24 protein-coding genes are annotated in these 22,912 nt (G+C 52.1%); 11 read left to right on the forward strand and 13 right to left on the reverse strand.

Annotated features, from left to right (window positions below; genetic code table 11):
- Positions 1–12: 12 nt before the first annotated feature.
- From ACWAU4_RS00885 to hslR, 13 genes are all read right to left on the reverse strand, one after another.
- Positions 13–864 (reverse strand): type II secretion system F family protein, encoded by an 852-nt coding sequence (locus tag ACWAU4_RS00885; RefSeq protein ID WP_025010632.1) that lies wholly within the window; start codon positions 862–864, stop codon positions 13–15.
- Entirely contained in the window at positions 857–2,563 is a 1,707-nt protein-coding gene (locus tag ACWAU4_RS00890) for an ATPase, T2SS/T4P/T4SS family (protein WP_025010633.1), read from the reverse strand. Before ACWAU4_RS00890 ends, ACWAU4_RS00885 begins: the two co-directional genes overlap by 8 nt.
- Before the next feature lie 9 nt (positions 2,564–2,572).
- Entirely contained in the window at positions 2,573–3,874 is a 1,302-nt protein-coding gene (locus ACWAU4_RS00895) for a type II and III secretion system protein family protein (protein ID WP_028780579.1), read from the reverse strand.
- The gene (cpaB, locus tag ACWAU4_RS00900; RefSeq protein ID WP_107353027.1) at positions 3,871–4,779 is read right to left on the reverse strand and encodes a Flp pilus assembly protein CpaB; all 909 of its coding nucleotides are present in this window, start codon (positions 4,777–4,779) and stop codon (positions 3,871–3,873) included. The genes ACWAU4_RS00895 and cpaB overlap by 4 nt, the downstream gene beginning before the upstream one ends.
- 14 nt (positions 4,780–4,793) lie before the next feature.
- On the reverse strand, positions 4,794–4,985 hold the full coding sequence (locus ACWAU4_RS00905) for a hypothetical protein (RefSeq protein ID WP_025010636.1): 192 nt from the start codon (positions 4,983–4,985) through the stop codon (positions 4,794–4,796).
- Position 4,986: 1 nt separating this feature from the next.
- Positions 4,987–5,643, reverse strand: a complete 657-nt coding sequence (locus tag ACWAU4_RS00910; RefSeq protein WP_208125378.1) for a hypothetical protein — start codon at positions 5,641–5,643, stop codon at positions 4,987–4,989.
- A 2-nt stretch (positions 5,644–5,645) separates the two neighbouring features.
- A complete protein-coding gene (locus ACWAU4_RS00915; protein WP_071238906.1) occupies positions 5,646–6,494 on the reverse strand; it encodes a hypothetical protein in 849 nt (282 codons plus the stop codon).
- Positions 6,494–7,879 (reverse strand): Tad domain-containing protein, encoded by a 1,386-nt coding sequence (locus ACWAU4_RS00920; protein ID WP_037474985.1) that lies wholly within the window; start codon positions 7,877–7,879, stop codon positions 6,494–6,496. The genes ACWAU4_RS00915 and ACWAU4_RS00920 overlap by 1 nt, the downstream gene beginning before the upstream one ends.
- A gap of 38 nt (positions 7,880–7,917) precedes the next feature.
- Complete coding sequence (locus ACWAU4_RS00925; RefSeq protein WP_025010639.1) at positions 7,918–8,220, reverse strand: Flp family type IVb pilin; 303 nt, start codon at positions 8,218–8,220, stop codon at positions 7,918–7,920.
- Between the two features lie 70 nt (positions 8,221–8,290).
- Positions 8,291–8,587, reverse strand: coding sequence for a Flp family type IVb pilin (locus ACWAU4_RS00930; RefSeq protein WP_144133197.1), 297 nt, complete (start codon positions 8,585–8,587; stop codon positions 8,291–8,293).
- A 362-nt stretch (positions 8,588–8,949) separates the two neighbouring features.
- Complete coding sequence (locus ACWAU4_RS00935; protein WP_144226601.1) at positions 8,950–10,491, reverse strand: phosphoenolpyruvate carboxykinase; 1,542 nt, start codon at positions 10,489–10,491, stop codon at positions 8,950–8,952.
- 166 nt (positions 10,492–10,657) lie between these two features.
- Positions 10,658–11,521 carry an Hsp33 family molecular chaperone HslO gene (gene hslO, locus ACWAU4_RS00940; protein ID WP_025010642.1) on the reverse strand — a complete coding sequence of 288 codons (864 nt, stop codon included), beginning with the start codon at positions 11,519–11,521 and terminating at the stop codon, positions 10,658–10,660.
- 19 nt (positions 11,522–11,540) lie between these two features.
- Positions 11,541–11,939, reverse strand: coding sequence for a ribosome-associated heat shock protein Hsp15 (gene hslR / locus ACWAU4_RS00945; RefSeq protein ID WP_045283928.1), 399 nt, complete (start codon positions 11,937–11,939; stop codon positions 11,541–11,543).
- A 258-nt stretch (positions 11,940–12,197) separates the two neighbouring features.
- Between hslR and gspC the strand changes: the two genes are divergently transcribed.
- Genes gspC through ACWAU4_RS01000 form a run of 11 tightly spaced genes read left to right on the forward strand, consistent with a single transcriptional unit; the run spans position 12,198 to position 22,906 of the window.
- Positions 12,198–13,112, forward strand: a complete 915-nt coding sequence (gene gspC, locus ACWAU4_RS00950) for a type II secretion system protein GspC (RefSeq protein WP_025889485.1) — start codon at positions 12,198–12,200, stop codon at positions 13,110–13,112.
- A 25-nt stretch (positions 13,113–13,137) separates the two neighbouring features.
- On the forward strand, positions 13,138–15,261 hold the full coding sequence (gspD, locus tag ACWAU4_RS00955) for a type II secretion system secretin GspD (RefSeq protein ID WP_144165326.1): 2,124 nt from the start codon (positions 13,138–13,140) through the stop codon (positions 15,259–15,261).
- Positions 15,254–16,819, forward strand: coding sequence for a type II secretion system ATPase GspE (gene gspE, locus ACWAU4_RS00960; protein WP_044733376.1), 1,566 nt, complete (start codon positions 15,254–15,256; stop codon positions 16,817–16,819). The genes gspD and gspE overlap by 8 nt, the downstream gene beginning before the upstream one ends.
- A gap of 3 nt (positions 16,820–16,822) precedes the next feature.
- A complete protein-coding gene (gene gspF, locus ACWAU4_RS00965) occupies positions 16,823–18,046 on the forward strand; it encodes a type II secretion system inner membrane protein GspF (protein WP_025010646.1) in 1,224 nt (407 codons plus the stop codon).
- A gap of 49 nt (positions 18,047–18,095) precedes the next feature.
- Positions 18,096–18,530, forward strand: a complete 435-nt coding sequence (gspG, locus tag ACWAU4_RS00970; RefSeq protein ID WP_025010647.1) for a type II secretion system major pseudopilin GspG — start codon at positions 18,096–18,098, stop codon at positions 18,528–18,530.
- Position 18,531: 1 nt separating this feature from the next.
- A complete protein-coding gene (gene gspH / locus ACWAU4_RS00975) occupies positions 18,532–19,107 on the forward strand; it encodes a type II secretion system minor pseudopilin GspH (RefSeq protein ID WP_025010648.1) in 576 nt (191 codons plus the stop codon).
- Positions 19,094–19,477: a type II secretion system minor pseudopilin GspI gene (gene gspI, locus ACWAU4_RS00980; RefSeq protein ID WP_045283929.1), complete on the forward strand. Its 384-nt coding sequence runs from the start codon at positions 19,094–19,096 to the stop codon at positions 19,475–19,477. Before gspH ends, gspI begins: the two co-directional genes overlap by 14 nt.
- Positions 19,458–20,195, forward strand: a complete 738-nt coding sequence (gene gspJ / locus ACWAU4_RS00985) for a type II secretion system minor pseudopilin GspJ (protein WP_025889490.1) — start codon at positions 19,458–19,460, stop codon at positions 20,193–20,195. Before gspI ends, gspJ begins: the two co-directional genes overlap by 20 nt.
- The gene (gspK, locus tag ACWAU4_RS00990; RefSeq protein ID WP_454290414.1) at positions 20,195–21,187 is read left to right on the forward strand and encodes a type II secretion system minor pseudopilin GspK; all 993 of its coding nucleotides are present in this window, start codon (positions 20,195–20,197) and stop codon (positions 21,185–21,187) included. The genes gspJ and gspK overlap by 1 nt, the downstream gene beginning before the upstream one ends.
- Positions 21,188–21,235: 48 nt before the next feature.
- Positions 21,236–22,426 carry a type II secretion system protein GspL gene (gene gspL / locus ACWAU4_RS00995; protein ID WP_454290415.1) on the forward strand — a complete coding sequence of 397 codons (1,191 nt, stop codon included), beginning with the start codon at positions 21,236–21,238 and terminating at the stop codon, positions 22,424–22,426.
- Positions 22,427–22,906, forward strand: coding sequence for a type II secretion system protein M (locus tag ACWAU4_RS01000; RefSeq protein WP_025010651.1), 480 nt, complete (start codon positions 22,427–22,429; stop codon positions 22,904–22,906).
- The last annotated feature ends 6 nt before the right edge of the window (positions 22,907–22,912 follow it).

A 22,912-nucleotide genomic window follows, 5' to 3' on the forward strand; every position in this document is an offset into this window, starting at 1 on the left:
TTGCGGCTCCTACTACACATCGATAGTGACTATCTTACGAATGGATATGTAACCGCAGAACAGCATCAATACGACGACTGCGATGGTGAGCCAGCCCAAGGGCTCGGTAAAAATGCGTCCCATGGCATCCGGCTCCATGTGATTGAGTACTACCCCGATAAACACTGGTAGCAAGGTCATCACTAATCCCTGAAGCTTACCTTGTGATGTTAGCGCGTCTATCTTGCCTTCCATCTCCAGCTTTTTTCGCAGTGTACTGGACAGCCTTGACAGTACTTCAGCCAGGTTTCCCCCTACTTCTCGGGATATTTGCATACCGGCAATCACTAACTGAAATTCGGGTTCAGGAATTCGAGCATACATGTTGTTCAGAGCGGTATTGAACTCTACCCCCAAGCGTTGCTCCCGCAGAAACAACTGAAATTCCTGCCGTATGGGGGCATCCATTTCCTCAGCCATAAATTCAATGGCTGAGGTGGTATTGGCGCCGGACTGCATTGAAGAGGCGATCATATTAAGTGCATCAGGCAACTGTTCGACAAACTTACGTTGGCGACGCTTACGTAGATAGCGATATGCAAAGCGTGGCAGCAGAGCCAATATTATGCTGAGGACAATACCCAGTATCAAAGAACCAAACAGCAACCAAACTAGAAATGGCACTGATACCAAAGTAATAATGTTCATCAAAAACAGTTGCTGCGGTTCGATGAACATGAACATATCGGCAAGGTTTGTACTGGCTGATGTGGTGAATTTGTCCTGATATTCTCTGGCCCAATTAGACGACAGATGTCTCAATGACCACACCAGCAGCACCGCACTGATACCAATGCAACCTATGATGAACAACGGACTACTCATGGCGAGACTCCCGCTCAAAAATATCCAGTTTGACCTTGATTCCTTGTTGCCTTAAGCGCTCATAAAACTCCGGGACAGAACCGGTTGCCGTATAGTAACCCTGTACTTTGCCGTGCTCGTTGAAACCCGTCTGTTGAAAACGGAATATCTCCGAGAGTTGCACTATGGAGCCTTCAATGCCGGTGACCTCGCAAATGCTGGTAACGCGACGAGAACCATCGGCGAAACGTGATTGCTGGACTATGATATTGACGGCTGAAGATATCTGTTCACGAATGGCTTGTACCGGTAATTCCATGCCAGCCATCATCACCATGACTTCCAGCCTTGAGATACAGTCTCGTGGTGAGTTTGAGTGGGCTGTAGTCAGCGAGCCGTCATGCCCCGTATTCATGGCCTGAAGCATGTCCAGTGCCTCACCTCCACGGCATTCACCGATAACGACTCTGTCAGGACGCATCCGAAGACAGTTTTTGACCAGGTCACGGATCTCTATGGCGCCTTTACCTTCCTGGTTGGCTGGGCGAGCTTCCAGTGAAACCAGATTTGGTTGATAGAGTTGCAACTCGGCGGCATCTTCAACTGTGATAATTCGCTCGCTTTCCGGAATAAAGTTGGAGAGAACATTCAACAGGGTTGTTTTCCCTGAACCTGTACCACCAGAGATAACGACATTTCGCTTCTGCTTAACTGCAATTTCCAGAAAGTCAGCCATTGCCTGACTCATAGAACCAAAGCGCACCAGATCACTACAGTTCAGTCGCTGCTGCATAAATTTACGTATGGTGATGCATGGGCCTTTAAGAGCCAAAGGTGGTATTACTGCATTAACCCGGGAACCATCTTTAAGGCGCGCATCCACCATGGGTGAGCTTTCATCTATGCGTCTGCCTATTGGTGTGACTATTCGCTCTATGGCGCCCAATACGGCCTGATCATCTGAAAAGGCAACGTCTGAAAGAAACAGCTGGCCGGCTTTTTCATAAAAGATCTGATCATGACTATTAACCATGATTTCAGACACTTCAGGGTCTGCAACCAAGCCTTCCAAGGGGCCAAGCCCTATGGTTTCATCCAGAACTTCTTCTATTAGAGAGTTGACTTCAATCTCTGCAGGAAGCTGCATTTGGCTAATGATTTGCTGGATAAGAGACTCACTCTGCTGGCGTAGCTCCTGGTCGCTCATCTCGTTGACGTTGACCCTGCGAAGATCCATCTGTTTCAGCAGTTCTCTGTGTACCCGTCGGCGCCACTCATTTCTGAATTGAATATGATCCAGCTTGGCATTGGTCATAGCCAGTGGTTTCATGTTCCTAGTGCTTTCAACGTCTGCAACCTGCTTGTCAGCAGGATTCTCCGGTGGGCATTCTGCTGACGAATCTTTATTGTCGAACTGGTATTCGGGATCTTGATTAATCACGCGAAGCTGATAATCCCCTACCTGTATCCTGTCTGTTGTCTTGAGTGGACCGAAACGCTGCCGCTTTTCGTCATTCACCCTGATACCGGTGCGGCTCTTGTTGTCTTCCACGAAGATGCCTTCTTCATCCTGTATGAGCGTGGCGTGCAAGCGTGAAACTTTGAATCCTCTCAAGACGATAAGGTTGTCTGGATCTTTGCCTATTTGGCACTGGGAATGAATACATTGAAACTCACCGACCCGGGTACCTTTATTGGTGCTCACCATAATACTGAACATATACCGCTCCTAGTCCAGGATGTAGAAGGCTTCTAGCTGGTCAGCTTCTGCCGCCAGTTCTTTACCCCGGGCCAACTGTGCTTCGTGCTCTTCATGACCCGGATAAACTATTGTAGGGGTAACGAAAATAACCAGTTCGGTCTTGTTTTCCCTAAAATTACGTGACTTGAATAGTTCTCCCAGGATGGGAATATCACCAAGCAGTGGAAAACGGGAAACGGACTTTGACATTTCGCTGTTGACCAGCCCTGAAATCACCATGGTTTCTTTGTTTTTGACGTTGATTACGGACTCTGCTTTACGGGTGAGTAGGCCGGGAACATCATCAATAGCAACTGAAGGGTCAATCGCACTGACTTCGGCTCGCACTCGGCTAATGATATTTTGATGTTCGTCCACCTCAGGTTCGATATCCAACTTGATCCCATATTCCTTGAATTCTACGGTGACGACGCCCAGGGCTGAGGTCATAGGGATGGGGAACTCGCCTCCGGCCAGGAAGCTGGCAGCCTCACCACTTCGAGTGGTGAGGTTGGGTTGCGCCAGCATGCGGGCATCCCCCTTTTCGGCCATCAACTGAATCTTGGATCCAATTCCGGTAACTATGCCGAAATAACTCCATCCTCTGGTATCCAGAACACCAATGCTGTCTGAAATAGCCTCACTGATGGTGCCGACATAATTGCCAGGAGATGTCACACTGAAAATGGGGTTGGCAGTAAAGGCTTTAGCTGCACCAAAGGCTGGGCCTGACATAACTGAATCCCATTGAATACCAATGTTGTTAAGACGAGATTTATTGAACTCGACTATCTGCACCTGCATTTTCACCATGGGAACCATGTCCGGGGCATATTGTTTGAACTCAACAAGTGAAATCAGGTTTGGGTGACTGGCCAGTATTTTTTCAACGACGCCTTTATGTTTCTCATCGACTTCTCCCTGAACGACCAGTAGCTCATTGGATTGAGTCACGCTTAGCTTGGGGAAAGAAGCCAGTAGGTGCTGGATATTCTGGATGCTGGTCAGTTGGTTTTTGGCATAAACAGTGACACTGCGCTTGATGAGTTTCCCATTTTTTTGCCACAGCTGAAGGTCTGAGACACCTTCAGACTCACCTATTAACAATACTCCTTTATCATCAATGACTTTGGCACTGAGAATTGCACCATTTCCGACCACAACGCGTTCAACATTGTTGACCTTATAGAGCTCCACTGCGCCGACATAAAGCGAGAGAGGAGGGTTGTTATGGGCAAAGGTCTGCCATGGCAACAGCAAGGCTGCCAGAAAGAGGATGAAACTTCTCATAATGCGGTTCTTGTCTCTTGTTGGGTGATTTGCAGCTTAGGCTCGGCTGCATCTGGATTTGGGTATTCTTGATATTGGGTTTGAACGCCGCCGCCACCGACAATAATCTCTACCAGGCGACTATTGTCAGAAGCTGATTTTTCAAATATTTCATCCTGATACAGGGAAGCAAACTCCAGTGGCAAAGTTTCCTGTTGATTACGCAATAGAGTGACAAATGAACCTTTGTTGCGGGCCAAGGACACCCTGGCTGCATCATCCACGGATAAAGCCAAGGTCACAGTATTGTAGGAGGCGGGATCTTCAAATAGGGTGTCTGCCAGTTCATCAGGTACTTCCTGGCTGCGTCTGCCGGTTGCCAATACAGTGACGTCTTCCAGAAGTAGCTGTAACTTCTTGCGATTGTTGTTGTTGTCACCCAGCGGTTCGTCATACGCCAACAATAGATCGATATGATCAGATGGAACCAACATTCCGGCTGTTGAGTTAATGACATCAATCTCGATAGTCACTGCACGTTGGCCTTCATCAAGCATGTCGGAAAATTTACTGACACCATGGCCGGGTACATAAGCAGTAAGCAGGGGTCTGCCGGGAGCCATCGGGTGTAATAGCATCTTGCCGACCACCTCACCGAATTGACTGGGATGGTAGGCCTCCAAGGGGACTATATCGGCTCGTATTTGCCGTACGGTCATATTCTGCTCAGAAATGATCATACCTTTTTCAAGAGGTTGATTGGCTACAAGCACGTCAGCCATCATGACATCACTGTCACTGAGTTCAGCTCTGAGCTCGGCTTCCCGCTGCTCGAAATATGATTTGGTTGCAAAGGCTGCGACACCACCCAAGGCGATGGCAACCAGCAGCAGGATCCAGTTAAAGTCTATCGATTTCAGTTTCATCTTTTGTCTCAATACTAAAGAGGTAATGCAGGCAGTGATTTGGCATAGGCGAATGCGGTATACCAAGCTCTGAGAGCCTCCAGGCACAGCTCGACCACATTCTGGTCGCCTTGAGATTCTATTGGGGTCAAGAGTGCGGCGACCAAGGCACCGCACACCACGAGATACTCAAAGCTTGCTTGTCCTTTTTGGTTTTTGTTTAACACCTTAAATCCCTTCCATAACTTGGTTAGCGACCACGTAAACCAAGCCATTTTTTCGGTTTATGCTAATGTCCAGAGTGTTGCTTCCCTTGGTGAACATCAGGGTGCCGATTTCGCTATCCAGATAGGTACCAACTTCGCTCCAACCCTGACGTTGAAAGTGACGTTGGTAGTAATGGAAGGTATCTGCCAGTGTGCGGTTGCTGTTGAAAACCAAGGTTCGGCCACTCTTGAAGAGATCCTTTGAACTGACATCAGACAACACAGTGCTACCGCTCGGCATTGGAAATGCCAACTTACTATGGACTGGGCTACCGGGATCTTTACTTATGCCTATGTAAGCTAGAACACCATCAAAGTCTTTCCTTATTCGGGCCGTTAACAGGAAAGGTGGTTGCAAGCTATTGATGATGTAGTCCTGGCCAAACATCTGTTCATCAAAGCGTTCACTTTTGCCCTGCCATTGGCGTTTGAAGAAGGCTGCGGTCATCATCTGATTGCTTTTATCCCGCATCACCCAAGTTGCCATGGGAGTGCCTTGATAAACCATTTCTTCAGCTACCACTTCCACGGTGGCGGAATCGGGAAACTGTATTTCAGGCCATTCAGCGGCCAGCAGAGGAAGGCTGAGAAACCAACAGCCCAAAAGGAGTTGTTTCATAGTTAACCTCCACATCCTTTAGAACCATAATTACAAAGACGGTTGGCAGGCAGTACTTCAGTTTCCACATGGCCCAGCTTCAGGGAGTTGGGGTGCAGTTCTTTACCAAAGGGAATGAAGCTGGCAACCTTTTGGGCGGTTCTCACCCAACTGACATCTGCGTAGTTGGTTGGTACCAGGCGTTCGGCTCTACGACGCAGATGCTCAGGGCCAGCTGCATTCCATCCTGAGGCGAGTAAGGCGCTGTTGCCCTTATAAGTCAGCTGCATGCTGTCGAATGGCTCGAGGTGCATCTGTACCAGGTCAGTTTCCACGCGAGTGCGGTAGAACTGATCTTGCTCAAGGGAGAAGCCGGTATAGGCCAGCACCCCAAGTGCTTTGCCTATCAAAGAGTTCACCGTACCCGGTATCTTGGAGCTCGGCTCGGCGAAGCTTAGACGGTTCTTTCCTTCCCCCTTATCCTTGATCAAGCCAGATAGAGAACCATCATGGCGAGTCTGGTGTTTCAGCAAGGGGTGAACATTCTGTTCCCAGTTCCATTGCTTAGGTGGACGACTATCTATTACCTGGCCTTTTCCTTGATAGAAGCGCCATGGTAGTTGGGCTGATAACTGTTGTTCCGTTTTTTTTGCCAGGAAAATTCCCTTGCCAGTGACCATGCGTGACGGTGCCTGCTCCTTCCATACCGTGCGTTCCCAAGCAGCATATTGAGCCGCCTGATTAGCTCTGTGTTGGACCCCGGTTATTTTTGAGACGAAAGGTAGCAACAGTAGCAATGGGATTATCACAAAGCTCATCCCTATGATTGATTCAGCCAGGGCCTGGCCCCGTTGTCGATGAATGAACTGCATTAGAGTAACCTTGTCAGAGCCTGAACTGCGGCCCTCTCCCCTTGAGTAGATTGGCTCAGGCGCACTTGCCAGAATGGGTTATAGAGGTTGCCGTACTCATGCTTACTATCTTTTCTGGCCCAGGCAGAACCTGATTTCATCAGATCTCTTGGCCGCGAGTAGTAGACTTGTGCCGCGGCCAATGCGGTCATTCTGTCACCCAGCATTTTTTCATTGGTCGCAGGGTCAACCATGTCCCCTCCGAGAGGTACGCTGTTGCTGGTTCTCACTTTGTCTTGTTTTTTGGATACCACGACCAGAATATTGCTGGTTTCACTTTTCCCTTTTGCGGAATTCGACAGGGAATAGAAAGGTTGTACGCCATCATAGCTGCCACGGGTCACTTGATCGGCGGCTGCAAAGTTGGATGCGCTTCTATTATGTCCTCTGCTGCTTCCCCAGTAAGTTCTATCGTTCAACCTGCTGAGAATGGCTCTATTGTCGGACACGGTTCCACCCCAACCGGCAGGAATTTCTCTGGTACGCCATTTGCAGCGCCAACGTTTACATCTGAACTTGGAAAAGTGCACACTCAAGGTATCCATGGATGTCCATGATTCTGGACGATTCCCGTTGCTGACAAGCTCGCTGCCGCCGGCTTTATAAGTCTTGGCTTTGATCGGAAAAAAGTGGAATGACCAAGGGAAAGGCAGTTTATAGGTGCGTTTGTTGCTGAAAGGATCTCGGGATTTAAGAGTGACACCTATAAAGTCCTTATACTGACTGCCACCCTTATTTCTGTTTTGTCTTTTTTGAAGAGTTTGAAAGTCTACCCATACATTCTTTAGATCTTGTATCAATAGCGGGTTTTGCATCAAATCCATACGAGCATTTGGATCATTGGCTTTGACAATATCGCCAGCGCTATCGAACGCTGCCGTTACCCCTGCATAGTGCATGGATTGCTGAGCGATACTTATGGCTTTAAGTACGGTATTTTCTACATTGACCAGTACTTTGATGGCAGGCTGCACACCTTGATTCAGCCCCTTTACCACTTGCGCGATACCGTTGACCACTTGGCCAACGTAGGGAACTGCACACAATACCCGGCAAGCATTCTGTGAAAATACTTCAGCCATATTGAACCAAGATGAAAGGCCAACGAGTTGGGCTACTGCGACCTGATTGGCAACCGCAGCTCTATTGGTGTACGCCTTGAAATTCATGTCCCTGGCAGCAAGAGTGGCAACACTGTAGGCTGTATTATCTGCGGTATTTTGTAATTTAGTGCCCTTGATATTCAGTTGGGACACATTGAAACTAAAGAGGATTACCATTAGTGCAAATGCCATAAGAATCAATGACATTATCATGGCTTGCCCCTGTTGACGGGAAGGCATCATTCCTTTGCTCCTGCCTGCTCTCTGGTCTTGGTATTGGTTTAGTCGATTCCGCTGTCGCCACCGCCTTGACCTGAACCACCGGCAGCCTTATTGGCCCCTTCGTTATAGTTGCTCAGGTTGTAGTTGCTATCGGCTGTATTGCTGGCATCGTCGGCAGCTGTCTTGGCATTGGATATTTGTCCAGAGGAGTCTTGCCCCGAAACTTCACTTGAAAGTCCGGCCACTTGGTTGCGTATTGTTTTTCCAAAAAAACTGTATACGCCAATTGCAGTAATCGCGATCAGAGCCACTATGATGATATATTCCGTCATCCCTTGGCCCATCTGTTTATTAGATGCCATGAGTTAATCCTTTAACGAATGAGAAGGGGAATCACCAGACGTATTCCCCATTTTATAGGTAAGAGAGGTATTAATTACCGCCTGAACCACCAGAAGAACCACCAGTCGCAGCCTTATTTGCAGCAGCGTTATAGTTACCCAAGTTATAATCACCGTTGGCAACAGTAGAGGTTGTCCCCGCAGCAGTTTTGGCAGCACCAATCTGAGCTGACGAATCAACACCAGACATCTCTGTTGCCAGACCAGCCACTTGATTTCGAATGGTTTTACCGAAGAAGCTGTATACGCCAATGGCGGAGACAGCAATAAGCGCTACTATAATGATATATTCGGTCATACCTTGACCGCGAATTTTACCTTTGTACATTATCACTCCTTGATGCATTTGCTTGAGACAAAATTGTCGCGTAATTTTCCCGTTACATATTAGTCATAACAATTACCCAAAAGTGTATATTTGTATCGTCGTACGGTAACTGGTTATACCCTTATTTTTATATGGGAATTGTTTAATGATTAATCAGGAGTGAGCAACTTAAAGTATATATATGACAGTAATAAGACAGGCTGATTAACTTGATAACTCAACTTATGCTAATACTAAGTTAATGCCTAATGGATGATGAAACGATTAATGTATTGTGGCTCTTAGGTTTGGTATTGAACATATAATTCTCGGAAAAGAAAACGGCTCCTTAATGGAGCCGTTTTCATCATCAACTGTCGTTATCAGGCTTTAGGGCCAGCGGCCTTGATGGCATCAGACACCTGATACTTGGCGAAGTTGCTCTGGAAGGATTCTGCCAGCTGCTTGGCGTACTTGGCATATTCTTCCTTATCGGCCCAAGTGTTGACCGGGTTCAGCAACGTGCTGTCAACACCGGGGACGGCAACCGGGATATCCAGGTTCAACTGCTCGATATGTTCGGTCGGCACTTCTTTGAGTTCACCGCTGACGATGGCATCAACAATGGCGCGGGTGACAGGAATGTCGAAACGCTTACCCACGCCGTAAGGGCCACCGGTCCAGCCTGTGTTCACCAGGTAAACCTGGCTGCCGAAGGCTTGGATACGCTTCATCAGCAGTTCGGCGTATACCCCGGCAGGGCGAGGGAAGAAGGGGGCACCGAAACAGGTGGAGAAGGTTGACTGAATCGCGGCGGTTGAGCCAACTTCGGTGGAACCCACCTTGGCGGTATAACCTGAGAGGAAGTGATAGGCTGCCTGCTCCTTGCTGAGTTTGGCTACCGGGGGCAGGACACCGGAAACGTCACAGGTGAGGAACACCACGGCGTGCGGCTCGTTGCCACGGTTGTCTTCCTTGCGCTGGGCGATGTGCTCCAGTGGATAAGCGGCGCGGGTGTTCTCGGTCAGGCTGGCATCCTTGTAGTCGGGCACGCGCTGCGCGTTCAGTACCACGTTTTCCAGCACAGTACCGAAGCGAATGGCATCCCAGATCACCGGCTCATTCTTCTGGCTGAGATCGATACACTTGGCATAACAGCCACCTTCAATATTGAAGACGCCGCCTTCGGCCCAGCCGTGCTCGTCATCACCGATAAGGAAGCGCTTGGGATCGGCAGACAGTGTGGTCTTGCCTGTACCTGAGAGACCGAAGAAGAGGGTAGTGTCACCATCTTTACCGACGTTGGCCGAGCAGTGCATCGGCAGTACGTCTTTGGCCGGCAGCAGGAAGTTCTGTACCGAGAACATGGATTTTTTCATTTCACCGGCATAGCGCATACCGGCCAGCAGTACCTTACGCTCGGCGAAGTTGATGATAACTGTGCCGTCTGAGTTGGTGCCATCACGCTCGGGTGAGCAGACAAATCCTGGGGCATTGATAATCTGCCACTCGGGTTTCTGACTCTGGTTATAGTGCTCTGGCACGATAAACAGGTTACGGGCAAACAATTGGTGCCAAGCGTATTCAGTCGTGACTCTGATAGGCAGGTAGTGATCGGCGTCGGCGCCGACTTCCAGCTCAGAGACAAATACTTGCTTGTCGGCCAGATAGGCCTCTACCCTTTCCCATAGGGCAGCAAATTTTTGAGGTTCAAACGCCTGGTTGACCGCGCCCCACTCGATATCGGCCTCGGTACCCGGCTCCTTGACAATAAAACGGTCGGCGGGTGAACGGCCGGTGCGCTCGCCGGTCTGGGCCACCAGGGCGCCGTTGGCTGTCAGAGTGCCTTCGCCGCGCAGAATAGCCTGCTCGACCAGTTGGGCACTGTTGAGATTGAGTTGGATGCGGTTTGCTTCTGCCGCCATAGGTAAGGTCTCCATCTATTGTGAGGTCTGGTATGGTCCCGGTCTGCTGCCGGGTTGGCGCGATTGTAACTTAAGCGCTGGCTGAAGTGTGAGCAAGATCTGGAAAATGGTGAAAAAAAGAGGGCGATCACTCGCCCTCTTGAAAAACGACAGATTTATCGCCCCATTATTGGGGAGTATCCGGTGCCTGAGCGTTGGCAAAGATGGCTTCGATATCGATAGCGTCGAAGCGATAGTGGCTGTTGCAGTATTCACAGCCCATCTCTACCAGGCCTTTTTCCTGGATGATGGCGTCTATCTCTTCTTTTGCCAGGGTGCGGATGGCTGCAGCGCTGCGCTCACGGGAGCAGGTACACTTGAAGCTGACGCTCACCGGATCGAACAGTCGCACCTGCTCCTGATGGTAGAGGCGATGCAAGACTTCGGTGGCCGGCAGGCTGAACAGTTCTTCAGCCTTAATAGTCGCAGTCAGCTGAGTCAGGTGTTCAAACTCGGTATTTTCACTCTGCTCACTCGGCAATACTTGCAGCAGCATACCGGCGGCATGTTCGCCATCGGCAAATAACCAGATGCCAGTGGGCAATTGCTCAGATTGGGCAAAGTAGCTCTCCAGACATTCGGCGATGCTGGGCTTATCCAGAGCCACTACGCCCTGGTAACGCTCGCCTTCTGTCGGGGTAAGGGTGATAACCATATAGCCTTGACCAAAGAGCTGTTCCAGTGGCGTATCGGCGGCAATCTCGCCCTGCCAACGGGCAACGCCCCTCAATTCCTGGCGGTTGTTACCATTGATCACTGCCAGTGACACGGGGCCACCCTGACCCTGGAGTTGCACACTGATATCTCCTTCAAATTTCAGGGTGGCTGTCAGCAACGAGGTGGCGGCCAGCAATTCACCCAGCAGTACCTTAAGGCGCTCCGGGTAATCGTGGGTGTTAACTATCTGGCGGTAGCTATCACTGAGCTGGGCCAGTTCACCCCTTACATCGGCGTTATCAAACAGATAGCGATGGAGAGTATCTTGGTTCATTGGGTTTCTCACAGTTAATTCAGGTCTCGCGGAAGCGGATGATTTGCCGCCGCTGTTTCTTGTCCGGCTTGGTATCGGGCGCCGGATTATGCAGTATGTTGAGCCTTCTGGCTTCAGCATTACTTTCCCGCTTTTGTATGCTCTGCGGTGTTTCTTCGTACAGGCTCTGGGCGATAGCTGCCCCCTGACGGACACCGGAAACTTTTTTTATGACGATCTCTTTTTCGTCATATCCCTGGCGTAACCTAATGCGCGCACCGACTTCTGCCAGTTTGCTGGATTTGGTCCTTTGGCCGTTGTAATGTACTTTACCGCCGTTGATCATCTCTTTGGCCAGGGCGCGGGTCTTGTAAAAACGCGCTGCCCAGAGCCATTTATCGAGCCGGATCGCCTCGGCGTTGTCATTGCTATTGGCCATGGATACTCCTGTCATAAATGAAAAAGGGGATGAGCTCACAACTCGGGGATAAATCCCTTGTCCAAGCCGTCGATACGGGGTTAAACAGTGGAGCGCTTCACACCCTTTCCAGGCGCGCAAAGGTAGCATAATCGTACAATTTTCGCCAATCTACTCCCTGTTATGGTCTTGTTGCAAACAAGAGTGTGGGTTAGCATGGCGAAGGGTTCAGTCACTATCATAATCAGAACAGAGACCTGATTAGAGGGTCCGGAAAATATGGATTTATTGGATAAGATTATCGCCAAGACGGGCAGCATACCGCAAAAACCCGCCAGCTCTGCCGTGTTTTGGCTACTGATGCTGTTGGTTCTGTATTTGATGGCACAGATCAGCTGGAAGCTGATCCCAACAGGCAAACCGACAGCCAACTGGACACCAATCCCGGTTTCTGGCACCCAATCCCAGAATGTCGATATCGGCACTATCAACGGCTTGGCACTGTTCGGCAAGAAAGATGCCAGCAGCACCAAGCCCAAGTCTGAGCCAGCCGCCGAAATGATCACAGATGCCCCAAAAACTTCACTGTCGATTTTGTTGACCGGGGTGGTGGCATCCAGTGCCGAGCAGAAAGGCCTGGCTATCATCGAGTCTCAAGGCAGTCAGGAAACCTACAGCCTGGGCGACAAGATTAAGGGTACCTCGGCATCGCTGAAAGAGGTGTATGCCGACCGCATCATTATTACCAATGCCGGCCGTTACGAGACTCTGATGCTCGACGGCCTGCAATATACCACTCAGTCACAAGCCAACGCCCAACTGCAACAGGCCCGCAGCGGTGGTGATGTGACCAAGGTTGACCGCCGTGATGCCGACATCGGCCGCGAGTTGGTGGCCTCCCGCGATGAGTTGCTGGCCGATCCCAGCAAGATTACCGATTACCTGGCGATCTCTCCGGTACAAAAGGATGGTGAAGTACAAGGGTACAGACTCAACCCGGGTAAAGATGCCGGATTATTCAAGGATGCCGGGTTCCAGCCCAATGACCTGGCAAAATCCATCAATGGTTATGATTTAACTGATATGAGCCAGGCGCTGGAGGTGATGGGCCAGCTGCCGGATCTGACCGAGGTCTCTGTGATGGTAGAGCGCGAAGGTCAGTTGGTTGAAATCATGTTCAGTTTGCCGCAATAAAGCAGGTTTAGGGGAAAGTACAATAATGAACAACAAACGGATTCGAACCAAGCTTATCGCTGGTCTGGTAGCCACAGCGGCCTTGCTGACCCAACAAAGCGCTTGGTCTGAGCAATATGCGGCGAACTTTAAAGGCACTGATATTCAGGAGTTTATCAACATAGTTGGTAAGAACCTCAATAAGACCATCATTGTCGATCCTACTATTCGCGGCAAAATCAATGTCCGCAGCTATGACATGCTCAACGATGAGCAGTATTACCAGTTCTTCCTCAACGTGTTGCAGGTCTACGGTTATGCCGTGGTCGAGCTGGAAAACAATGTCATCAAGGTAATTAAAGACAAAGACGCCAAGACCTCTTCCATTCGGGTTGCCGATGACAATACCCCGGGACTTGGCGATGAGATGGTGACCCGCATTGTGGCGCTGTACAACACAGAAGCCAAACAGCTGGCGCCTTTGCTGCGTCAGCTCAATGACAACGCCGGTGGCGGCAACGTGGTCAACTATGATCCTTCCAACGTTTTGATGATCACCGGCCGCGCCAATGTGGTCAACAAGCTGGTGGAGATTGTACGTCGGGTGGATAAACAGGGTGACACCGAAGTGCAGGTGGTGCCTTTGGAATACGCCTCTGCCGGTGAAATGGTACGTATCATAGATACCCTCTATCGCGCCAGTGCCAACCAGGCACAACTGCCGGGCCAGGCGCCCAAAGTGGTGGCCGACGAGCGTATCAACGCCGTGGTGGTCAGTGGCGATGAACGCAGCCGTCAGCGGGTGGTGGAGCTTATTCATCGTCTCGACGCCGAGCAGGCCAGCACGGGTAACACCAAGGTTCGCTACTTGCGTTATGCCAAGGCCGAAGACCTGGTGGAAGTCCTGACCGGCTTTGCCCAAAAACTGGAAGGTAAAGATGGTGTCGCACCAGCCCCCGGCAGCGCCGGTGGCAAACGCCGCAACGAAATCAATATCATGGCCCATGAAGACACCAATGCTTTGGTGATCAGCGCCGAGCCGGATCAGATGCGCACCCTTGAGAGTGTGATCAACCAGTTGGATATCCGCCGCGCCCAGGTACTGGTGGAAGCCATCATAGTCGAGGTGGCCGAAGGGGATGACGTTGGCTTCGGCATTCAGTGGGCCACCGAGGCCGGTGGCGGTACTCAGTTCAATAACCTTGGCCCCACCATAGGTGAAATTGGTGCGGGTATCTGGGCGGCGCAGGATCAGAAGGCTTCCCAGACCTGTACCGGTTCGGGTGACAACCTGACCTGTACCCAAAACCCTGACACCAAGGGTGATATCACCCTGTTGGCTCAGGCGCTCGGTAAGGTGAACGGTATGGCCTGGGGCGTGACCATGGGAGACTTTGGCGCTCTGGTTCAGGCCGTGTCCAGCGATACCAACTCCAACGTGTTGGCGACGCCTTCTATTACCACCCTGGATAACCAGGAAGCTTCCTTCATTGTTGGTGACGAAGTGCCTATCCTCACAGGTGCGCAAAACTCTACCAATGGCAACAGTAACCCGTTCCAAACCGTTGAACGTAAGGAAGTCGGGGTCAAGCTCAAGGTGGTGCCACAGATCAACGAAGGCAACGCGGTCAAGCTCACCATTGAGCAGGAAGTGTCCGGCATCAACGGCAAGACCAATGTGGACGTGACCTTTGCCACCCGTCGCCTGACCACTACTGTGATGGCCGACTCGGGCCAAATCGTGGTGCTGGGTGGACTGATCAATGAAGAGGTGCAGGAGAGCGTACAGAAAGTGCCTTTCCTGGGTGATATTCCAATTCTGGGACACCTGTTCAAATCGTCCAGCAGCGGCAAGAAGAAAAAGAACCTGATGGTGTTTATCAAGCCGACCATTATTCGTGATGGTGTCACCATGGAAGGCATTGCCGGCCGTAAGTATAACTACTTCCGTGCCTTGCAGCTGGAGCAACAGAAGCGCGGCATTAACCTTATGCCAAACACCAATGTGCCTATGTTGGAAGAATGGAGCCAGGAAGAGTATCTGCCACCCGAGGTCAATGAGATCCTCGAGCGCTATAAGCAAGGTAAGGGGCTGGATACCAAGATGCGCAAGACGGACTCCACCCTGAAGACATTGGATGAGAACAAACAGGGCGAAGCCGATGAGTGAAGTCCAGCCGCCAACAGAAGAGCTGGCTCAGGTTTCCAGTGAGCTGGCGCTGGTCGCCGAGGCCGAGAGTGACGAGCTGTTTCATTCAAACAGCCGTGAGCGGCTGCCGTTTGCCTTTGCCCACAGATACAACCTGGTGCTCAGCAAAGACCCGGAGGAACGGCTGACTCTGTATTACACCCAGGCAACACCTTTGTCTGTGCTGTTTGAGGTGCGTCGTTATGCCGGTCAGGAGTTACCGCTGCACAAGCTGGAAGCCAATGAGTTTGAGCGCTACCTGACCCAGGCCTATCAGAGTAACTCTTCCGAGGCGCAGCAGCTGATGGAAGACATAGGCAATGAGATGGATCTCTTTACCCTGGCAGAAGAGATGCCGCAGACCGAAGATCTGCTGGAAGGGGAAGATGATGCACCTATCATCAAGCTGATCAACGCCTTATTGTCTGAAGCCATCAAAGAAGAGGCTTCGGATATTCATATTGAAACCTACGAGAAGCAGCTTGTGGTGCGTTTCCGGGTCGATGGTGTGCTCAAGGAAGTGCTCAAGCCGAACCGTAAGCTTTCCTCACTCCTGGTATCGCGGATCAAGGTAATGGCCCGTTTGGATATCGCCGAGAAGCGGGTGCCGCAGGACGGCCGGATCTCGCTGCGTATCGGTGGTCGCGCCGTGGATGTGCGGGTATCGACCATGCCATCGAGCCACGGCGAGCGGGTCGTGCTGCGTCTGTTGGACAAGAACGCCGGTAATCTGGATTTGGCACAGCTGGGGATGAAAGACAGCATCCGCCGCCAGTTTGATGAGCTGATCCGTAAACCCCACGGCATTATTCTGGTTACCGGCCCTACGGGTTCGGGCAAGAGTACTACCCTCTATGCCGGTCTAACCGAAATCAATCACAACGACATCAACATACTCACAGTTGAAGACCCGATAGAATACGAGCTGGAAGGCATAGGCCAGACCCAGGTCAACACCAAGGTGGACATGACCTTTGCCCGCGGTTTGCGGGCCATTCTGCGTCAGGATCCTGATGTGGTGATGATAGGGGAAATCCGTGACCTGGAAACAGCCCAGATCGCGGTGCAGGCCTCACTCACAGGCCACCTGGTGATCTCTACCTTGCACACCAACACGGCTTCCGGCGCCATTACCCGTTTGCAGGACATGGGCGTTGAGCCTTTCCTGGTGTCTTCCAGTCTGCTGGGAGTGCTGGCCCAGCGCCTGGTGCGGACTCTATGCAACGAATGTAAGGAAGCCCATGCCCCGGATGCTCGCGAACGTGAGCTCCTGGGCATAGGCGATGAAGAAGCGGTGATCTATCGCGCCAAGGGCTGCAAGAGCTGTGGCCATAACGGCTATCGTGGCCGTACCGGGATCCATGAACTGCTGCTGGTGGACGACAACGTCCGCGAACTCATTCACGGCGGCCGTGGCGAACTGGCGATTGAAAAATATATTCGTCAGCACAGCCCAAGCATTCGCCATGACGGCATGGTCAAGGTGCTGGCGGGGATCACTACCCTGGAAGAAGTGCTGCGCGTGACCCGCGAGGAGTAATTCATGGCGGCATTCGAGTATAAGGCGCTCAATCAAGCCGGTAAGCAGGTCAAAGGGGTTATCGAAGCCGATACCGCCAGACAGGCCCGCAGTCAGCTGCGTGAACAGAAGCTGATGCCGTTGGATATTGCCCCGGTCACAGAAAAGGAAGCCAAGGCCAGCAGTGGCAGTTGGTTGAACCGGCGCAAGAAGATCTCCGTGGCCGAACTGGCGCTGATCACCCGCCAGATAGCGACTCTGGTCGCCGCCGGTTTGCCGGTGGAAGAGGCCCTCAAGGCCGTAGGCCAACAGTGCGAGAAAGACCGTCTCGCCTCCATGGTAATGGCGGTACGCTCGCGAGTGGTGGAAGGCTATTCTCTGGCCGACTCCATGGCCGAGTTTCCCCATGTATTTGATGATCTCTACCGCGCCATGGTGGCCTCGGGTGAAAAGTCCGGCCATCTGGAAATCGTACTCAATCGCCTGGCAGATTACACAGAGCGGCGCCAACAACTCAAGACCAAGCTGACCCAGGCGATGATTTACCCCATAGTGCTGACCACAGTGGCTATCGGTGTTATCGCCGTGCTGCTGGCGGCCGTGGTGCCCAAGGTGGTTGGCCAATTTGAACATATGGGCCAGGAGTTACCCGGTACCACTCAGTTTTTGATCGCCGCTTCTGACTTTGTTCAACACTACGGACTGTTCGTCCTGGGCGCCATAGTATTGCTGGCGCTGCTGTTTCAGAAGATGCTCACCAAGCCCGCCTTCAAACTCAAGTATCACAAGCTGTTGCTGCGTTTGCCTGTGGTTGGCAAGGTCAGCAAGGGGCTGAATACGTCACGCTTTGCCCGAACCTTGAGTATCCTCAGTGCCAGTTCAGTGCCGCTGCTCGATGGCATGCGGATTGCCAGTGAGGTCTTGTTGAATGTACGGGTGCGTCAGGCGGTGGAAGAGGCCACGGCCAGAGTGCGTGAGGGAACCAGTCTGGGGGCGGCACTGACTAATACCAAGCTGTTCCCGCCCATGATGTTGTATATGATAGCCTCGGGCGAGAAGAGTGGTGAGCTGGAGCAGATGCTCGAGCGCGCCGCAGATAACCAGGACAGGGAGTTCGAGTCCAACGTCAATATCGCCTTGGGGGTGTTTGAACCTCTGTTGGTGGTGAGTATGGCCGGGATAGTGTTGTTTATTGTTCTGGCGATTTTGCAACCGATATTGGCGCTCAACAATATGATTAGTGGCTGAGTCTCATTTCACCGCAGCCATTTGAGGTTTTTTAGGAGGAAGTAAGTTAATGCAAAGCAACAACAGACAGAAAGGTTTTACCCTGCTGGAAGTGATGGTGGTGATAGTGATCCTGGGGATCCTGGCCTCCATGGTGGTGCCCAATCTGATGGGTAACAAGGACAAGGCCGACCAGCAAAAAGCGGTGTCTGACATAGTCGCGCTGGAAAACCAGCTGGATATGTACAAGCTGGACAACAGCGTGTACCCCACAACCGAACAGGGGCTGGAAGCTCTGGTCGAGAAGCCCAATATTTCTCCTGAGCCACGCAACTATCGTGACGGCGGTTACGTTAAGCGCTTGCCTATGGATCCCTGGGGCAACCCTTATCTGCTGATGAGCCCGGGTGAACACGGCAAGATCGACGTCTTCAGCTCAGGCCCTGACGGCCAACCCGGCACAGAAGACGACATAGGCAACTGGAATCTGCAAGACTTCCAATAAGATGCAAATCAGGCACTCACGGGGTTTTACCCTGCTGGAAGTGATGTTGGTGGTGCTGCTGATGGGGCTGGCAGCTACGGCTGTGACCATGACCATGGGGAACAGTGGCCCCAAGCAGCAGTTAACCCGTGAGGCGCAGAGGTTTATGGCGGCCACCGAGACAGTGCTGGATGAAACTGTGCTCAGTGGTCAGTTTATCGGCATAGTGGTGGACAAGGACAAGTACCACTTCGTGCTGTTTAAAGAGAACAAATGGCAACCGCTGGAACAGGACCGACTGCTGGCCGAAAAGCAGTTGCCGGAAGGCATCAGCCTGTCGGTCGAACTCGAAGGCCTGCCTTTGGTGCAGGAGGATGAAGAGCAGGACTCCTGGTTCGACGAGCCCTTTATTGAGGAATCGGACGCGGACAAAAAGAAGTTTCCCGAGCCGCAGATCATGCTGTTGCCAAGTGGCGAAATGACCGCTTTCGAGCTCAGCTTTATCGCCCGCGATAGCCAAGGCGAAACCGTAGAGGTACTGGTCAGCGGTGATAGCCTGGGTCGCCTCAAACTGGGGAGGTTCGATGATTTTGAATAAACCTGCCCGGCAAAAGGGGATGACGCTGCTGGAAGTCATAGTCGCCTTGGCGGTGTTTGCCATTGCGGCCGTGGCTATTACCAAAAGCATAGGCGATCAGATTGCCAATATGCCGATACTGGAGGAACGCACCCTGGCGCAGTGGGTAGCAGATAACCAGATGGTAGATGCCAGGTTGGAAAAGGGTTTTCCGGCCCTTGGGCGTAAAGATGGTCGCAGCGAACTGGCCGGCCAAACCTGGTATTGGCGCAAAGAAGTGGTCAAGACCACAGATGATAATTTTCGGATGATCCGTATCAGTGTCAGTGATGATGACAGATTCGGGCGGATCGTCGCTCAGGTGAATTCGTATGTACTCAAGCAGGAATAGCGGTTTTACCCTGCTGGAGATGCTGATCGCCATAGCGATCTTCGCCATGCTGGGCCTGGCGGCTAACGCCGTATTACAAACTGTGCTGAAAAACGATGAGGTCACCCGCGACTTTTCAAAACAGCTCAAGTACCTGCAGCAGGGCTTTGGGGTGTTGGAGCGGGATCTAGGGCAGATGGTTGCCCGTACTCCCAGGCTGTTGGAAGGTGGCCGCGGCAGCACAGTGTTTCAGACCGGGACAGATATTCTGGACTCTGAGTCCGAGGCGCTGGTGTTTTTCCGCCTGGGGTGGCTCAATCCGGGCGGCTTGCTGCCAAGAGGCAGTCTGCAGTCTGTGGCCTATGTAGTGCAGGAGGGGCGGCTCGAGCGTTGGTACTACCCTTACCCCGAGCCGGAGTTTGGTGCCGAACCGATTAAAACCGTATTGATGGACAAGGTGTTATCGGTCAAATACGCGTTTTTTGTCGAGGACAAGTGGCAACGCAAGGTTGAGGCCAGCAAGTTGCCCAAGGCGATCGCCATAGAGATAGAGACAGAGGACAGAGGCATTATCACCCGCAAATTCCTGTTGCCTGTCGGGGCACCTGCGGCCGACAAACAGGACGACAATGGTGGCGACACCAACAAGGGTGACAACAACGGCAATCAGAACGACGACAAGCAGGACTCCGACGGCCAGGACGGCAATAACTCAGGCCAAGGCAAGGAGGAGTTCTGATGGGAGGCAAGCAAAGAGGCGTCGCCCTGATAGTGGTATTGCTGATAGTGGCGATTGTGGCCGTGCTGGCTACCAGTATCACCGGGCGCAACCAGTTGTCGGTGCGCAGAACCTTGAATCTGGCGCAGTATGACCAGGCTTACTGGTACGCTATTTCGGCCGAAGAATTGGCGCGTAAGGTATTGAAGCAGGATTTGGATGACTCGGAAGGTCGGGTGCATCTGCAACAATACTGGGCCATGGCGGATGTGGTTTTTCCGGCGGAGAACGGCGAGATTGGTGGCACCATTTCCGACCTTCGCAGCTGTTTTAACCTCAATGCCTTGAGTGTCAGCAGCAAAGAGGCGGCAGATGGTCAGCCGCAAAAGATGCCGCTGGCCGCCAGACAGTTCAAGGGATTGTTGGAATCCTTGGGGATGGATGAGTTCGGCGCCGAGCGTTTGACCCATACCTTGAAAGATTATCTGGACGAGGACTCGATAGCCTCGCCCTTTGGTGCCGAAGATGCCGAGTATGAAGCAAGGGTGGTCCCTTATCGGGCGGCCAATACCTTAATGAGTCACAGCAGTGAGTTACGGGCCGTTTTTGGCTTTAACCAAGAGACTTATCGCATTTTAAGGCCCTATGTTTGCGCCATACCGGGAAATGACCGACAGTTGCTGAACGTCAACACCATCAAGGTCGAGCAGGCAGCACTGCTGGCGGGAATGCTGGAAAATCAAATCTCGGTAGGTGAGGCCGAAAGTATTATTAACCAGCGCCCTGCGGGGGGCTTCGACAAGATAGAAGATTTCTGGGCGCTGGGATCGCTGACCACTATTGCCAGTAAGAATGATCAGCTCAAGTCCAGTTTCGTGGTCGACAGTAAGTTTTTCAAACTGGACGCCAAGGCCAGGGTGGATGATGCCCTGTTCCGATTGGAGAGCATGCTGCACATAGTGGGTGGTAATCAGCTCGAAGTGTTGACCCGGCAATATGGCGGACAAGAATAACAGGACAAGCCCCTAAGCCACCAAGGCCAGGGATTGTGGAGAACAATAGTGAGTGAACGCTTATTTATCCGTTTAGGCAAAAACCTGGGCTCGCCCTGCGCCTGGGTCGTATGGTCTGAGCAGGAACAGGAGATTATTGCCTCGGGAGAGCTGGCTGATGCGCGGTCACTGGAGACTCTGGCGCAGCGAGCCGGTAATCGCCCGGTCGACGTACTGGTGCCGGCCAGTGCCCTTCAGCTCACTTCGGTTAATCTGCCGGAGAAGGGGCAACGCCAGGCTCTAAAGGCGTTGCCTTTCCTGCTTGAAGACACCCTAGCCCAAAATGTTGATGAACTGCACTTTGTGGTTGGTCCCCGCGATGGCGAGAGCCTGAGTGTGGCTGTGGTTGCTCATGAGCAGATGCAAAACTGGCTCTCCTGGTTGGATGAGGCCGGGCTCAAGGTGCGTAAAATGGTGCCGGATTGTCTGGCACTGGAACGGGAAGACAGTGACTGGGCCCTGATGGCCTATGAAGATCAGCTGTTGTTGCGTACCGGCGAAGGCATGGGTATGAGTATGCCCAAAGACTGGCTGCAGCCCTTGCTGCCCGGGTTGCTCGAAGAGCAGCAAACGGCGCCGAGTCTGGCCTGCTATACCGAATTTCAATGGCCAGAGCTTGAGTGTCGGCAGATGCCACTGGAAATGCCCATGCTGGTGTTGGCCAAGGGGCTACACAAGTCGCCTATCAATCTGCTGTCCGGCCCCTATGTTCCCAAGCGTGAATACAGCAAGCACCTGCTGCTATGGAAGCGGGTGGCTATCGTCGCCGCTGTCGCGCTGCTGCTCGGTTTGGTCAACAAGGGACTCAATATCCATCAGATGCAGACAGAGGCCGATGAACTGAGGGCCCAGAGCGAAAGTATTTATCGTCAGGTGGTTCCCGGCAGTTCGCGGATAGTTAACTTGCGCTCGCAGCTGGAATCTCAACTCAGAACCCTGCAGGGCAGTGGTTCGGGTGGTGAGTTCTTTGCCATGCTGGATGGGCTCGAAGGTGCTTTCAAACAAGTGCCGGATCTCAAGCCCAACAGCCTGAGGTTTGATGCCGGACGCAGTGAAATTCGTATGCAGGTGACGGCCAAGAGCTATGCCCAGATAGAGCAGTTTAAAGAGCTGGCCGGGCGTAAATTCCGTCTCGAGGGCGGGGCGATGAACAGTACTGAAAATGCGGTCACCAGTACCCTGACCCTAAGGAGCAAATAAATGGAAAATTTGCGTAACTGGTGGGAATCACTGGCACAGAGGGAGCAACAGCTGGTCGCTGCCATGGCGGTGATAGTGGCTGTTGGTATCCTTTACTGGGGGATCTGGACACCGATAAGCAATGCCGAGCAGAAGGCGCAGAATAGCCTCAATGCTCAGACCCAGATGCTCAGCTTTGTGAAACAGACGGCCAATAAGATTGCCGGTATTAAACAGAGCGGTAATAGACCGGCTCTCAAGGGGAGTCTCAGCACAGTGGTGACCCAGAGCGCCGCCAGCTATGACCTGGAGATCACCCGCATGGCACCGCAGGGAAAACAGATCCAGATCTGGATGGATGAAGTGCCCTTCGATAGCCTGATCTCCTATCTTGGTGATCTGGTACAGAAACAGGGCTTGTCGCTGGATAGCCTGGATCTGGCCGAAGGTGATAGCCCTGGCATGGTGAAAGTTAGACGAATCCAGTTATCTCAGTCGTAAGGTGTT

It is taken from the genome of Shewanella sp. FeAMO (assembly GCF_053653955.1).

What these genes read in the sequence shown, in the direction of transcription:
- ACWAU4_RS00910 (WP_208125378.1), bottom strand. Translation starts at nt 5,643, where the DNA reads ATGAAACAACTCCTTTTGGGCTGTTGGTTTCTCAGCCTTCCTCTGCTG.
- gspE (WP_044733376.1), top strand. Translation starts at nt 15,254, where the DNA reads ATGAGTGAAGTCCAGCCGCCAACAGAAGAGCTGGCTCAGGTTTCCAGT.
- ACWAU4_RS00915 (WP_071238906.1), bottom strand. Translation starts at nt 6,494, where the DNA reads ATGCAGTTCATTCATCGACAACGGGGCCAGGCCCTGGCTGAATCAATC.
- ACWAU4_RS00890 (WP_025010633.1), bottom strand. Translation starts at nt 2,563, where the DNA reads ATGTTCAGTATTATGGTGAGCACCAATAAAGGTACCCGGGTCGGTGAG.
- ACWAU4_RS00935 (WP_144226601.1), bottom strand. Translation starts at nt 10,491, where the DNA reads ATGGCGGCAGAAGCAAACCGCATCCAACTCAATCTCAACAGTGCCCAA.
- ACWAU4_RS00930 (WP_144133197.1), bottom strand. Translation starts at nt 8,587, where the DNA reads ATGTACAAAGGTAAAATTCGCGGTCAAGGTATGACCGAATATATCATT.
- gspJ (WP_025889490.1), top strand. Translation starts at nt 19,458, where the DNA reads ATGTACTCAAGCAGGAATAGCGGTTTTACCCTGCTGGAGATGCTGATC.
- ACWAU4_RS01000 (WP_025010651.1), top strand. Translation starts at nt 22,427, where the DNA reads ATGGAAAATTTGCGTAACTGGTGGGAATCACTGGCACAGAGGGAGCAA.
- gspG (WP_025010647.1), top strand. Translation starts at nt 18,096, where the DNA reads ATGCAAAGCAACAACAGACAGAAAGGTTTTACCCTGCTGGAAGTGATG.
- gspK (WP_454290414.1), top strand. Translation starts at nt 20,195, where the DNA reads ATGGGAGGCAAGCAAAGAGGCGTCGCCCTGATAGTGGTATTGCTGATA.
- ACWAU4_RS00925 (WP_025010639.1), bottom strand. Translation starts at nt 8,220, where the DNA reads ATGGCATCTAATAAACAGATGGGCCAAGGGATGACGGAATATATCATC.
- ACWAU4_RS00895 (WP_028780579.1), bottom strand. Translation starts at nt 3,874, where the DNA reads ATGAGAAGTTTCATCCTCTTTCTGGCAGCCTTGCTGTTGCCATGGCAG.
- gspI (WP_045283929.1), top strand. Translation starts at nt 19,094, where the DNA reads ATGATTTTGAATAAACCTGCCCGGCAAAAGGGGATGACGCTGCTGGAA.
- hslO (WP_025010642.1), bottom strand. Translation starts at nt 11,521, where the DNA reads ATGAACCAAGATACTCTCCATCGCTATCTGTTTGATAACGCCGATGTA.
- hslR (WP_045283928.1), bottom strand. Translation starts at nt 11,939, where the DNA reads ATGGCCAATAGCAATGACAACGCCGAGGCGATCCGGCTCGATAAATGG.
- cpaB (WP_107353027.1), bottom strand. Translation starts at nt 4,779, where the DNA reads ATGAAACTGAAATCGATAGACTTTAACTGGATCCTGCTGCTGGTTGCC.
- gspD (WP_144165326.1), top strand. Translation starts at nt 13,138, where the DNA reads ATGAACAACAAACGGATTCGAACCAAGCTTATCGCTGGTCTGGTAGCC.
- gspH (WP_025010648.1), top strand. Translation starts at nt 18,532, where the DNA reads ATGCAAATCAGGCACTCACGGGGTTTTACCCTGCTGGAAGTGATGTTG.
- gspF (WP_025010646.1), top strand. Translation starts at nt 16,823, where the DNA reads ATGGCGGCATTCGAGTATAAGGCGCTCAATCAAGCCGGTAAGCAGGTC.
- gspC (WP_025889485.1), top strand. Translation starts at nt 12,198, where the DNA reads ATGGATTTATTGGATAAGATTATCGCCAAGACGGGCAGCATACCGCAA.
- ACWAU4_RS00920 (WP_037474985.1), bottom strand. Translation starts at nt 7,879, where the DNA reads ATGATGCCTTCCCGTCAACAGGGGCAAGCCATGATAATGTCATTGATT.
- ACWAU4_RS00885 (WP_025010632.1), bottom strand. Translation starts at nt 864, where the DNA reads ATGAGTAGTCCGTTGTTCATCATAGGTTGCATTGGTATCAGTGCGGTG.